Raw genomic sequence first — 13,000 nt, forward strand, 5'->3', positions numbered from 1 at the left:
CGGCCACGCGACCAGGTGCGGGGTGCGGGCCCGGTGGTCGCACCCGGCTGCTGGCGGGCGGCCTACCCAGTTGGGGGCGGCCACCAGCCCGGCCTCAGGCGGGCCGGTGGGCGGTGAGGACGAACTGGAGGGGCAGGCGCTCAGGGTTCTCGCGCAGCCGCCAGCCCTGCTCGTCGAGGACCATGAGGTCGGGCCACGGGCACCACGCCGCGTGCCGGGTCTCCTCAAAGGAGTCCAGGACCAGCCCGGCCCCCAGCAGCGAGGTGAGGATCTCGCCCACGGAGTGGTTCCACTGGTGGTTCACGCCGTGGGAGACCACCGGGCCGTCCTCGGGGCCGGTGACGTAGCTGCCAGCATCGTCCCAGGTCAGGGGCTCAGCCTGCTCGAAGTAGGGCTGCTCCACGCGCAGGCCGTCGGAGACGTCCTCGCCAATGGTCATGAACACGGGGTGGTCGTCGCGCAGTAGGAGGCGCCCGCCGGGGCGCAGCAGCGAGGCCACCACCCGCCCCCAGGCGGCGACGTCCGGCAGCCAGCACAGCACGCCCAGCGAGGTGTACACCAGGTCGAAGTCCCCGGTCACCGCCTGGCGGGCGTCGTAGACGTTGGCCTCCACGTACTCGATGCCCGTGGCAGGCCCTGCGCAGCGGCGGGCGATGTCCCGGGCCCTGCGCAGCGACTCCCCGGACAGGTCGACGCCGACCACGCGCCGCGCCCCCAGCCGGGCCAGGCCCACCGTGTCGGTGCCCAGGTGGCACTGGAGGTGGATGACGTCCCTGCCGGCCAGGTCACCCAGGCGCTCGCGGTCCTGGGCGAGCTCGTCGCTCATGGCCGCCGGGTCGGACACGAGGCGCTGGATGCCGTAGCCGGAGGCCTCGTGGAGGGCGGCCCGGTCGTCCCAGTTGGCGCGGTTGTCCGCGAACCAGGCGGCCGGGGTCGAGGGGCTGCTCATGGGCGCGAGTATATGGGCCCGGTGTCGGGGGACCGGGCGGCCTCGATGACGTCCGTGTCGTAGCCGCCGGGTATGGGCCCGGTGGCGGCAGGCCGGGGGATGGCGCGGTACTGACGTCCTGTCCCGTTGGGAGGTGGGGGTGCTCCCGGCGGGGGACGACGTCGGGGGCGGGGTGGAGGTAGCGCTATTACCTCCAGCGACGCTCCCCCGAAGAGCCCGACGCCGGTACTTACTCGGGCGCAGCTTACCCCGCGCGTCAGCGCCCGGCCCCGGCCGGTCCAGCCCGGTCCAGTTCGTCCTGGGCGCCTCGGCGGGCGGTACGGCGGCAATCCGCTTCGCCCTGGACCACCCCGAGCGCACCCGGGGACTCATCCTCCACTCCTCCGCCATGCCGTGCCCGCAGCGGCTCCGCAAGATCGCCGGCTACGTGGGACCGCCCAGACTCCTGCACAGTGACCTGGCGATGTTTCTGCTCAGTGAGGAGCAGGCCGTCGCCGCCCAGCAGGTGCACGCCCGCTGCGCGCCAGGATCTGGGAGGATCGGGGTATGCGAATCGTCATTGGTGCACCCGACAACGGAGCGGTCCTCAAGGACGCGCTCAAGGCCCACCTGGAGGACGACGCGCGCGTCAGCGCCGTCACCGACCTGTCCGAGGCTGGCATCACCTACCCACAGGTCTCCTTCCTCGCTGGCCAGGCCGTTACCGAGGGGCGGGCCGACCGCGGCATCCTGGTGTGCGGCACCGGCGTGGGCACCGCCATCGCCGCCAGCAAGGTCAGGGGCGTGCGTGCCGCCACCGCCCACGACCTGCTCACCGTCCGCGGCTCGGTGGAGAACTACGACGCCCAGATCCTGTGCATGGGACAGAACGTCATTGCCGCCCCTGCCGCCTGGGCCCTGGTCGACCTCTGGCTCGACCTGCGCCACGACCCCGCCAGCGCCTACGGCCCCAAGGTCGGTGAGATCGAGGCCTACGAGGCCGCCCACTGAGCTGGCGTGCACCTGCTGAGCGACGACAGCCCGGTCTCCCCCTCCGCCTCAGGTCCCACTGGCCAGGCCCCGGCTCCCGTGCCCACCCGGGTGCGCCCGCGCTACCGCTCGGTCAGGTCATTGACCCGGTCGGAGCCGCCCCTCCGGCCGGGGCCGCCCCGGCGACCCCGGCGGGGCGGGGCCGCGGCTGGCTGCTTGTCGGCGCCGGGCTCGTGGGCTACCGTGGAAGGTCCCCTGTCCTCTGCCCCTTCCCAGGAGTGGTGATGAGCGAGTCCCCCGACCCCGGCCCCGACCCGCAGGACGCCGGGCGGCACCTGGGCAGCCTGTACGTCCTCGAGGAGCGTATCGGGGCCGGCGCCCAGGGTGAGGTCTGGAAGGGCCGCGCCCGGGGCTCCTCGGAGCCGCTGGCCTTCAAGATCCTGAGCTACGACCTGAGCCTGGAGCACACCGTGGTGGAGGCCTTCCTGCGGGAGCGCAAGGTCCTCCAGAAGGTGTCGAGCCCCCTGGTCGTGCGGTTCCGCGACCTGGTCGTCGAGGGCGCCCGCCTGGCCCTGGTCATGGACTACGTCGGCGGCGGGGACCTGCGCGGGCTCATGGGCACGCAGGGCCCCTTCGAGCCGGCCATGGCCGCCTGGATCGGCACCTGCGTCGCCACGGGCCTGGCCGCCATCCACCAGGCCGGGGTCATCCACCGGGACATTAAGCCCGCGAACATCCTCATTGACGCCTCGACGACCCCGGGCACGCCTCGGGTGGCGGACTTCGGTATCGCCCGGATCTGCGACGCGGCCGCCTCCACGCGCTCGACCCTGAGCGGCGGTACCCCGCTGTACATGGCCCCCGAGGTGTACGAGGGCGGCCCCCAGACGCCGGCCGTGGACGTCTACTCCCTGGGCGTGGTGCTCTACCAGATGTGCTGCGGGGTACCGCCCTTCGTCGGCAACCCGATGCAGGTGATGCGGGCGCAGGCCACCCAGGCGCCGGGCCGCCCGGAGGGCATCCCCGACCCCCTCTGGGAGCTGATCGCCGCCATGCTCGCCCGGGCCCCCCAGGAGCGCCCCGGTGTCCTGGAGGTGCAGCGCCGTCTGAGCGAGATGGTGACCTCCCTGGCCGGCCTGCCAGCTGCCCCCGCGCTCACCCAGCCCCCACCGGGTCAGGCGCTGCCCCACAGCGGCCCCGCCGGGACCACGGGTGCCGTGGCGGGCCCGGCCTCACCCCCGGTGGCCGGTGTCCTGGGACCGGTCGACGCCGACGCCACGGATCCCTCGACGGCGCGCACGCTCGTCGGCACGCTCCCCAAGGGGGCGGAGGCGGTCCTGGCCGGGGTCACGCTCTCGCCCGGCGCAGGCGCCGCCCAGGCCCCCGACGCCCTGGCCTCCGGTGACCTGGCCTCCGGAGCCCTCCCGCCCGGGACGCCGCCAGAGCTCCTGCCCGCGCCCAGGCGGCGGCGCGTCGTGCTCCTCGTCGTCCTCGTCCTGCTGGTCCTGGGCTGCGGTGGTGGGGTAGTGGCCCTGTCCGTCCTCGGCCAGGACGACGACCCCGCCCCGACCCAGGCCGCGGGCAGCCCGTCCATGAGTCTGGCCACGAGCCCGGACGCCGGGCAGGCCACCTACGACCCCCAGGGCACTGCGAGCCCGGACGGCGGTCAGACCCCCGCCACCGACGCCGCCAGCGACCAGGAGGCCACCGGCGTCGCGAACTCCCTGCTGACGGCCCTGGCCGCCAACGACGAGCAGGCCGTCTGGAACACCACGACCCAGCAGGCCCGGCTCCAGCTCGAGGACACGCTCCCCGGCTCCGGCACCGCGGTGCGCTCCTACCTGGTCAGCTCCACGTCCGCGTCCGTGCACTGCTCGCAGGCCGACGCCGACCCCCGTGTCCCCCTGGGTCCCGGGCAGGTGCCCTGCACGGTCCCCGTGACGTGCGCGGGCCCGGAGTCCACGACCTGCCCCCGTCCGGTGCTCGTGGTCGACGCCTCCTCGGGCACCGCCCGGGTCGCCCTCGTCGCCCTGCCCGCCAAGGGCGCGGTCCCCGCCGTCGCCTCCCCCGACCTGCCTCGCACGCAGGTGCCCGTGCAGGACGCCCCCGGTGTCCCCGACCTGGGCGACGCCACGCTGCCCCTGCCCGAGGGCTGCGCGGTGGCCGCCGCGGCGTCGTTCCGCTCCGGCTCCGCCCTGGTGTCCAGCGGGAGCGAGGCCTCCCTGGTCTACCTGCGCCACCCGGTCACGACCATGTCCACCGCGCAGGGGCAGGTCACCCTGGTGCCCCTGGAGTGCCACCGGGGTGGCAACAGGGACCTCTTCCACACGCGCCTGGCGGTCTACTCCTCCGAGCGCACCCTGCTCGGGGACTTCGCCCTCAGGGAGGCGCACAGTGGCGCGGAGGCCGGTATGGTCACCCGGGTCACGGTCTCCGGTAGCACCGTCCACCTGGAGTGGGTGAACCAGGAGACCGCGGGCGACCGCTCCTGCCACCTGTGCTCCACGGGCTCGGGCAGTATCGACCTGACCTGGACGGGCACGGGGTTCACGCCCAGCGGCCTGAGGACGGGCAACGGATCCTGAGACGGACTTGGCGTGGGAGCGTTCTGCGCAGGCTGCCTCCTGCACTACGGTCGTGGTGGGAGCGGTGTGCGGGGACGTTTTGTGCACAGGGTGACATTTTGTGCGTAGGGTGACGTTTTGTGCAGAAAGTGACGAATCTAGGTCGCTTTGTGCGCAATCGGTTACCTTCTGCACAAAGTGTTCCGCTGTGTGCCGTGCAGTGCGGGTGGGGCGGGGCCTGGTTGCGGTGGGCGGGGTGTCTGCTGGTGGGGTGGGGGCGGGGTCCTGCCGGGGATCCTCCCGGGTACGACAGTGGTTGGCCGGAGCGGTGTCTGCTGGTGGTGCGGTCTGTCGGGACCGGGGTGGTGTTGCACATTCATCCTGGGGTGCTGGCAGGGGTGGTGGCGTAGTTCCAGCGGTTTCCCGCCCTCGGGGACGTCCGGGAACAGGATGAATGTGCAACGGCGCCCGCGTTGCACATTCATCCTGCCTCCCGGGTCCGGGCCGATAGGCGAATCCGCGTGGTCCTGCCATTTACTGATCGCGGTTTGTAGAAAGAATGTGCAACTCCTACTGGATGAGCCCGAGGCTCCTGAGGAGGTAGGGCATTGTCGTTGAGGGACACTCTCCCTGGGTGTCCGGCTCGGGGAGGGAGCCCGGCGGCAGGTAGCAGCGCCCGGCCGCCTCTGCCATGGCGTCCCAGGGGAAGTCCTCGGGGATCTCCTTGCACTGCCTCTTAGGCAGTCCGGTCAGCTCCTGGTAGTGACGACCTGCCTCGGCCTGGTCCTGGTAGCGGCGGACAGGTCCGTAGTGTGCATTGAGCCAGACCTCGAAGCAGGGGACAGACACGATAGCGTGGACCGAGGTCCGCCTGTGTTTCTTGTCCAGCTTCCGGCACTGGTCGAGAAAAGGGCGGCAGTCAGTGCCGTCATGGTCGACGACGACCCAGACCTCGGCGAAGCAGCTAATGTCAGGGCGTTTTCTTCTCAGCTCCTTGACGACGGTCTCGGGAGGCCCGTTGACAGAGCGGACGGTTATCGCTATATCGTTTTCGACCATCATCTTGAGGTGGGTGAGGTAGGACTTCTCCGTCTTCTTCCCGTTGGTGACGAGGAGAACGGTGCGCCGCTCGGTGCGCCGCGGGCGCCGTGAGGCCATGTCAGTCCCCCTCCAGGCCCTCTGTCAGGATGCGGCGGATGCCTGACGTATCGACCCGCGGAACCGCGCCAAAGGCGCCGACGAGATAGCGGCGCTGCTTGTTGGTGCCCTTGCGGGTGCTGGTGAAGTCCGCCAGGGAGAAGAGCTCGCTGGAGCCGTCCGCGTGCTTCTCGCACATCCAGATCTCGTCCCTCTCCAGGAGCTGGGTGGGGGAGTTGTCCATGAGGGAGGTGTCGTGGGTGGTGAAGACGATCTGCGCGCCGGAGTGGTTGAGGTCGGTATCCTTGAACATCTCCACGATCTCGGCGGTCAGCGCGGGGTGCAGGCTGGCGTCGAGCTCGTCGACCAGGAGGACCTGTCCGAGTCGGAGCGCCTCGATCGCTGGGCCGATGGTGGTGAACCAGGTGAGCGTACCCTGGCTCTGGGCACCTATGCCCAGGCGGTGCTCCTGTCCGTCCGCACCCGTGTGGACGAATACGAGTGAGCGTTGAAGATCCCGGATTACCTCCTCGGGGATCCTGACCTCGTCCTTGTCGTCCTTCCTCGCGATATTCCTCAGGCTCTCCAGTAGTTGCGGGGGGATCTCCCGCTCCTCCAATTCGACGCGGGTAATGCCCAGGTCGGCGGCGTGCGCCATGGCATTACTGAGCTCGCTCCACTGGGTGGGCCTGTCGTCCAGGTGCCCCATGATCCACCGCAACCACCTTTCGCGTTCCCTGTCGCTGTGGTGGATAGAGCGCATGGCGCGCAGGCTGCGGGCGACCGGGGCCAGGGTCTCGTGACGGTAGCGCAGGGCGACGGCGAGGAACAGGTCCTCGACGGTGGTAATGCGCCGGACCTCGGCGGTGGCGCCCCGGAGCGTGGGACCGGCGTCAATGACCGGGCTGTCGTCCTCGGGGCCCTGCGTGCGGACAAAGAGCCTCCTCCAGCGGGGGCCTGCCGTCCACAGCTCCTCGCGGGCCACGCCCCAGGAGTGGGCCTCGACGCTGTAGCGGAACCGCTGGTCGGCGTGGGTGAAGCCAATGGTGTAGGAGGTGGGGGCGGTAGCGTGCTCGGTGTCCAGCAGGTAGGGCTGGTGCAGGAGGCCACGGCGGCCGCCCACGGCGTCGCGCAGGCACTCGACGGCGTCGAGCAGGGTGGACTTGCCGGAGGCGTTGGCGCCGTAGAGGGCGGCGACGCGCCAGGTCTCGTCCTCCCAGGAGGAGCCGGGGCGGGGGGTGAGGGTCTTGAGGCTGCTGCGGGTCAGGTCCAGGACGGCCTCGTCGGCGAAGCAGCGGTAGTTGACCACGGAGAAGTCCAACAACATGGTCACATAGTAGCATATAGGGCAAAATCAGGAAAAAATTTCCTCATTGGGTGTCTCGTGGGCCTGTCGAGGCCCTCTGGCTCGAGCGGACTCAGACCGCGGTGCGTCCTGGGGCGGCCTCGCCCGGACTGGGTGCGGACTGCGGGGTGAGGACCACGTGCGGCGTCCTCGGGCCCTGCCCGGCCTGCTCGGGCCGGGGCCGGTGGACCACGGCCGTGAACGCCACCCCCGTGTCGTAGAAGTCAGGCGCCTCCAGCCCGTGCCCGCGCAGGGCCTCGCGGACCTCCGTAATACCTCCGCCCTCGCCCTCGACGACGCGGATCCCGTCGGGGCCACGCAGGTGCTGGCAGATAGCGTAGAGGAACTCGTTGGGGGCGGACCGTCCCTCGGGGTGCCCCAGCTGGGAGGTGGTGAGGGCGTACAGGCCACCGGGGTTGGTGATGACCAGCCGGTCCCGGCTGAGCCGGATGTCCACCTGCTTGCCGCGGGTCGTGGGGCTGAGGCTGCGGTGGACCAGCGCGTTGGCAGTGAGCTCGCGTACCGCGGGCAGGGGGATCTCGGGGACGTCGACGGCGTGGCCGTCGTCCCGGTACGCCACCGCGCTGCTGGTGTTCCGCTCGACCCAGGCCATGGCGTCCTCCAGCAGCACGGGCAGCGGCCCGCTCAGGTGCACCAGGTCGCGTAGCCTGGGGCCGCCGTCGCGCGGCAGGTGGACGGCTGCTGTCACGCTCAGGGACGGGATGAACTGCTGCGGGTACTCGCCCAGCGCGTAGACCCCCGCCAGCGTCAGCCTGTCGCCGTGCGGCTCCAGGACACCAGTGCGGCGCAGCAGGGTCTCCTCGTCAATACCCTGGAGGCGCCTCGAGGTGCGTCGGACCAGGTCGGTATAGGTCGCACGAAGATCCGGATCCAGGTCGGCAAGGCCTGAGCCGTCAACCGGGGTGGCGTCATCGTGTACGCGGGTACGGCTGGTGAGCCTGAGGATCTCGACCTGCGTGCGCTCCTGCTGGCTCATCTCGTAGTCGCCGTCGGCCTGGCGCAGGTAGGCGCGTCCCTGGTAGGTGCAGGGGCGGTCGGCCAGCGGCAGCCCGGCGACGTCCACGAAAAGCGTGGCGGAGCCGTCAACCTCCATCTGGGTGAAGCTGACCTGGACCGGTGGGACGACGCCGGAGCGGGCCTGGGCGGCCACGGCCTGCTCCAGGGCCGAGACCTCGGTCAGGCCGGTGGGTGCGAAACCGCGGGACTCGTCCAGCCCCAGGATGATCGTCCCGCCCTCGGGCATATTGCCGAAGGCGCACAGCGTGGGCCCCAGTGCGGGGACGCCAGCGGCAGCACTCTTGACCTCCACCTCGGTGAGGTCGTGGTGCCTGCGTCTCAGAGCGGTAATGAGCGCGGCTGCTGACCGGGCGTCCCAGGACATAGGAGGAGTCTAGACGAGGCCGAGGCACGGCTCCGCCCTCCCCGCCCCGCCCCTCTTCGCGAGAACGGTACTTATTTCTCGTGAGAACGGTACTTGTTCGTGGGGGTGGTGTTTGTGGTGCGAGTGGGGTGGGGGGGCTGGTTGTGTGTCGTGTTTTTGGGGTTGGTCTGAGGTTCTTGAGGGAGTTAAGGCGTGGATGAGGTGGGGTCTGTCTGTGGAGGGTTGGGGTTCCTGGTCGTGTGGGTGGGGGTGGTGTGTGGGGACGTTTTGTGTATAGGGTAATGTTTTGTGTAGAAAGCGACGAATCTAGGTTACTTTGTGCGCAATCGGTTACCTTCTGCACAAAATGTTCCGCTGTGTGCCGTACAGCGCGGGCAGGGCGGGGCCTGGTTGCGGTGGGCGGGGCGCCTGCTGGTGGTGCGGAGGGGCGGGGTCCTGCCGAGTGCGACAGTGGCTGGCCAGAGCGACGCCTGCTGGTGGTGTGCCTCGTCGGGGCTGGGGCGTCGTTGCACATTCATCCTGCCCCCTGGGGCCCGGGCCGATAGGCGGGTCCGCGTGGTCCTGCCGTTTACTGATCGCGGTTTGTAGAAAGAATGTGCGACTCCGCCGTCCGGGCCGGCCGACGGCCTGACCGCGGTCGCTGACCGGCTTGCCACTGGGCCCGCGGCCCCCGGCCGGGCCTGCCAGCGGGTCAGCGGCCCCTGGCTCGGCCCTGCGGAGGCTGCGGGCCACCCGAACGCACAGGTCCTGGGCAGCTACCCTGCTCCCGCAGTGCTGCGGCGCCGCGACCCGCTCCCACCGCTCTGGTGCGGGGCGTTTCGTCGTGGGACTTACGGCGGGACAATCCTCCTGTGCGCATCACCGGCATTGACCACCTCGTTCTCACCGTCGCCTCCATCGAGGCTGCCGTCGACTTCTACTCGCGCGTCCTGGGGATGGAGGTCATCACCTTCGGGCAGGGGCGCACCGCGCTGCGGCTGGGCGACCAGAAGATCAACCTCCACGATGCCCGGGCCCCGATCGTCCCGCACGCCGCCCGCCCCGAGCCCGGCAGCGCGGACCTGTGCCTGGTTGCCGTCGGCGGGATCGACGCCGCGGCCGCGCACCTGGAGACCTGCGGCATGCCCGTCGAGCTCGGGCCCGTGGACCGCGCGGGCGCGCTCGGCCCCGTCCGGAACCTGTACGTGCGCGACCCCGACTGCAACCTCGTCGAGCTCGCCTTCTACGACGAGGCCAATGAGACCTGAGGCGGCCAGCCTGAATGGGCCCGCCCCCGTGGGGAGGGGCCCGGCTCGGCGTCGAACCCGGGCGCATCCGCTCGCGGCCCGCCCCGTGTGGAAGGAGAGGGCTGGGACGGGATGCCGCCGGAGACTGACGTGCGGCTCGCCCCTGACGCCAGGCCCGCCCCGCACAAAAAAGTCAGAGGTCGTCAATGGCGTCCTGGACGGCGGCCGTCACCACGTGCTGGCGGACGGTGAGGTCCTCCGGCGGGAACGACGGGTCAATGCAACGCCTCCAGTAGTCGAGGTGGGCCCGGTCGAGCCAGTGCCCGCTGGAGGTGACGTCGTCGCCACCCTCACCCTGGACCGAGTACCAGTACAGGTACTCGACGCTGTCGACCGTCTCGGAGAAGATCGTCTCGACGTGCATGTGCTCCGGCCCGAGGGTCTGGCGGACGGCCTGCTCGTGATCGCGCAGAAAGGCCATCCACTCCTCGACGACGCCGCCTCGCCCGGGTAGCACCCGGAATCGCGTGAGCTCCACTCGCACGGCCACGACCCCAGTATGGCACACCCGCAAGAGTTGGCACACCCCCAGCGAAGCCGCTGGTACGCACGGCAGCACCTGTCGCACCCGCGAGGGGCGGTGGTCCCCGGTGCCTGGTGCTCCGGACTGGCCCGCCCCCTCACCGCAGCACTCGCCCTCACCGCAAGAGGCCCCCGGCGCCCGGCATGCGGGCTGGCATTCCCCGCACGCTTGGCACCGAAATGGAAGAGGCCCCGGGCCCGGTCGAGCCCGGGGCCGGGAGCTCCTGGTCCTGCCTGGCTACCACCCCGGCCCCCGGCGTGCGGGCTGGCATTCCCCGCACGCTCGGCACCGAAATGGAAGAGGCGCCCGGGCCCGGTCAGTCGGTAATGACCGCGTCCCGGCGGATCCAGGCGGAGTCGTGCGCCGCCTTGTGTATAAAGGCGCCGACGTCGGCACGGCTGATGCGCGGCATCCCCCGCATCTTCATGCTCTCGGCCACACGGTAGGTGCCCCGTGCCGGGTTGTTCGTCAGGACGGTGGGGTAGACGATCGTCCACTCCAGTCCGCTGGCGCGCAGGATCCGCTCGGACGCGGCCTTGTCGGCGTAGATCCTGCGCACAAGGGTGCGATACGCGAGGCGCTGGAGCAGCGAGGCGGTGCGGATCGTCTCTCCCACGCCGTAGGCGGACAGCCAGACCAGGCGCTTGACGTCCGTACGCTGCATCGCCTCGACGACGGCCGTGGCGGCCCCCGTGAACAGGCCCTCCGGCTTCAGCGACCTGCCGCGCCCGAGGGTGACGATAACCACGTCCTGCCCCTCCGCGGCCCGGGCGACGTCGTTGGCCAGGGTGGCGTCCCCCTGGAAGACTGTGACCCGGTCCTCGACGTCGGCCAGCGCCTCAGGATGACGAGCGAGGACGGAGACGGTGTCGCCGGCCTTGAGCGCGTTCGCCAGGACGTGGCGGCCGGTCGGGCCGGTGGCGCCGAGGATCAGTATCTTCACGTTCGTATTCCTTGCCGGGTGCGAACTTCGCCAGCCAGTCTAGGTGACCGGCTTCGGGGACGGTGACGGTACGTCCGCGGGAGAGCGGTCCCGGCAGGCGGTCCGGGAGCTACTAGGTAGGCGATGCCGGTACGTCCATGAGAGGCGGGGCGCCCGGGCTTCCCAACGGCCACCGCCGGGTGCCCGCGTCTCCGCGCCGGGTACCTGAGCCTCCGCGGCCGCCATGCGCTCCGGACGCTCCCTTACGAGGTCGTCGTCGACTTCCTCTGCCTCTGAGGCATGCGGCTAGCCCGGTCGACACCGTGGTACGTCTCCGGGCCCAGCCTGGCCGGGGCGGGCAGGCGGGCGGCGGCGAGCTTCCTCTCCAGCCGGCTGTCCACCCACGTGATCGCCTTCACCACGCTGGGGGCTGTGTAGGCCCGCAGGCGCGAGCCGACCTTCTCCGTGGTCAGGATGCCGGCGGTCACCAGGGTCTCCAGCCCCCGGGCGGCCGCGGTGCGCGTGACCCCGTAGGTCTTTGCCGCCGTGCCGATCGTCAGCATCGGGGTCCCCGGCAGGTCGGGCAGGATGCGGGAGGCGGCCGAGCCCTCGCGCAGCGCGCGGTTGTCATTGTTCTGCTCGGACCAGTGCTGGAGCCGCTCCTCCCAGTCGGCCCGGATGTCCGCTATCTCGGCGGCGATCCGCTTGGCCTCGTCGCAGGCCAGGATCACCAGTGTCAGGAAGAGGATGATCCACTTCTCGTGGCCCGCGCCGAGGTCCTCCGTCCCGGTCTCCTCGGCCTGGCCGGGCTCGTAGGTCGGGTACAGCTCCTCGACGTACCTGTAGCGCATGGTCTCCATGACCAGGCTCATGGGCAGCGCGGCGCCGGTGAGGAGCCCACGGCGCGCCAGCACCATCTGGATGAGCATCCGCCCCACCCGGCTGTTGTCGACCACGAAGGGCTGGAGCGTCTCGAACTGGGCGTGGACCAGGGCCGCCTGGATGAGCGGGGCGTGGACGGCGCCGTTGAGGTAGGACAGCAGGTCCTCCGTCAGCTCCGGCACCAGCTCGGGGGGCGGCGAGACGAACCGGGCGTCCAGCGGGTTGCGGGAGGTGCCTCCGCGCCAGCTCTGCGTCAGCCTCAGGCCGTGGTGGTCCGGCGAGGTGGGCATTAGGCCGTCGTGGAGCTCCAGCAGGTCGGCCATGGTCACCAGCGGCGTGCGGGCCAGCCGCGTCGTGGCGCCCTTGAGCAGCATAATGTGGCGGACGGTGTCGTGGGCCTCCGGGGTCACCCCCTTGACCCTCTCGTGGCGGCCCAGCTCGGCCAGGACCACGTTGTGGGCCGTGGGGGTGATCCCCTCGATCCGCGAGGAGGTAATGGCCTCGCTGCGCAGGAGGAACTGCCCGGCCGCCGCCACGTCCGGCGACGCGTTGAGGTGGTTCACGCGCGCCTCCGCCTGGGCCGCCAGTAGCTGCGTGGTCGCGCTCAAGGTCAGGGAGGCCTCGCTCAGGGACCCTGGCACGTAGGCGTTGTACGTGCCCCGACGGCGGTCGCGGTCCCGGTACGTGGGCGCGAACGCGGTCATCTGCCCCTTCCAGAATTGGTCGACCCAGTGCCCCATGGTTCCCCTCCGTTTTATGCATAGGTTTATGCATGCTCTGTTGCAATCCTGGTGTCACTTTAGCCTTGAAGGTGTTGTGGCGCCATAACCGGCGTGTTGGGGCGTGGCGCGGCCCGGGACTGCACGTCGGCCGCCCGACTGTCCCGGGCCTCTCTTGGGCCCCTGACCCCGGGCCCCGGCACGGCCGCCCGTGGGCAGGCGCTCCTCGGGTCCCCTCCGGCGCCTCCGGCCCCGGCATGGCTGCCCCGCTCCGCCGTCGCCCCGGCCTCCCCCGGACCAGG

At 70.9% G+C, this 13,000-nt stretch carries 10 protein-coding genes; 3 read left to right on the forward strand and 7 right to left on the reverse strand.

The window, feature by feature from the left end:
• Positions 1–94 precede the first annotated feature (94 nt).
• Positions 95–949 (reverse strand): class I SAM-dependent methyltransferase, encoded by an 855-nt coding sequence (locus tag C3V41_RS10925; protein WP_106110277.1) that lies wholly within the window; start codon positions 947–949, stop codon positions 95–97.
• Between the two features lie 546 nt (positions 950–1,495).
• On the opposite strand from C3V41_RS10925, the gene C3V41_RS10930 reads away from it, so the two are divergent.
• Together C3V41_RS10930 and C3V41_RS10935 are read left to right on the forward strand one after the other, a co-directional pair.
• A complete protein-coding gene (locus tag C3V41_RS10930; protein WP_106110278.1) occupies positions 1,496–1,939 on the forward strand; it encodes an RpiB/LacA/LacB family sugar-phosphate isomerase in 444 nt (147 codons plus the stop codon).
• A gap of 263 nt (positions 1,940–2,202) precedes the next feature.
• On the forward strand, positions 2,203–4,503 hold the full coding sequence (locus C3V41_RS10935; RefSeq protein WP_106110279.1) for a serine/threonine-protein kinase: 2,301 nt from the start codon (positions 2,203–2,205) through the stop codon (positions 4,501–4,503).
• 549 nt (positions 4,504–5,052) lie between these two features.
• Here the strand turns inward: C3V41_RS10935 and C3V41_RS10940 are convergent.
• The 3 genes from C3V41_RS10940 to C3V41_RS10950 all read right to left on the reverse strand — a co-directional run bounded on the left by C3V41_RS10940 (position 5,053) and on the right by C3V41_RS10950 (position 8,366).
• Positions 5,053–5,640 carry an RloB family protein gene (locus C3V41_RS10940; RefSeq protein ID WP_106110280.1) on the reverse strand — a complete coding sequence of 196 codons (588 nt, stop codon included), beginning with the start codon at positions 5,638–5,640 and terminating at the stop codon, positions 5,053–5,055.
• A 1-nt stretch (position 5,641) separates the two neighbouring features.
• Positions 5,642–6,946, reverse strand: coding sequence for an AAA family ATPase (locus tag C3V41_RS10945; protein WP_106110823.1), 1,305 nt, complete (start codon positions 6,944–6,946; stop codon positions 5,642–5,644).
• 91 nt (positions 6,947–7,037) lie between these two features.
• Positions 7,038–8,366, reverse strand: a complete 1,329-nt coding sequence (locus C3V41_RS10950; RefSeq protein ID WP_106110281.1) for an ATP-binding protein — start codon at positions 8,364–8,366, stop codon at positions 7,038–7,040.
• 851 nt (positions 8,367–9,217) lie between these two features.
• Here C3V41_RS10950 and C3V41_RS10955 point away from each other — a divergent pair.
• Positions 9,218–9,613: a VOC family protein gene (locus C3V41_RS10955; protein ID WP_106110282.1), complete on the forward strand. Its 396-nt coding sequence runs from the start codon at positions 9,218–9,220 to the stop codon at positions 9,611–9,613.
• A 172-nt stretch (positions 9,614–9,785) separates the two neighbouring features.
• On the opposite strand, the gene C3V41_RS10960 is transcribed toward C3V41_RS10955, so the two are convergent.
• The 3 genes from C3V41_RS10960 to C3V41_RS10970 form a co-directional block, all read right to left on the reverse strand.
• The gene (locus tag C3V41_RS10960) at positions 9,786–10,142 is read right to left on the reverse strand and encodes a DUF6176 family protein (protein ID WP_217350939.1); all 357 of its coding nucleotides are present in this window, start codon (positions 10,140–10,142) and stop codon (positions 9,786–9,788) included.
• A 349-nt stretch (positions 10,143–10,491) separates the two neighbouring features.
• Positions 10,492–11,118 (reverse strand): NAD(P)-dependent oxidoreductase, encoded by a 627-nt coding sequence (locus C3V41_RS10965; protein ID WP_106110283.1) that lies wholly within the window; start codon positions 11,116–11,118, stop codon positions 10,492–10,494.
• Positions 11,119–11,360: 242 nt separating this feature from the next.
• A complete protein-coding gene (locus C3V41_RS10970) occupies positions 11,361–12,683 on the reverse strand; it encodes a Fic family protein (RefSeq protein WP_165271644.1) in 1,323 nt (440 codons plus the stop codon).
• Positions 12,684–13,000 lie beyond the last annotated feature (317 nt).

The sequence above is a fragment of the Actinomyces sp. oral taxon 897 genome (assembly GCF_002999235.1).
Lineage (GTDB): Bacteria > Actinomycetota > Actinomycetes > Actinomycetales > Actinomycetaceae > Actinomyces.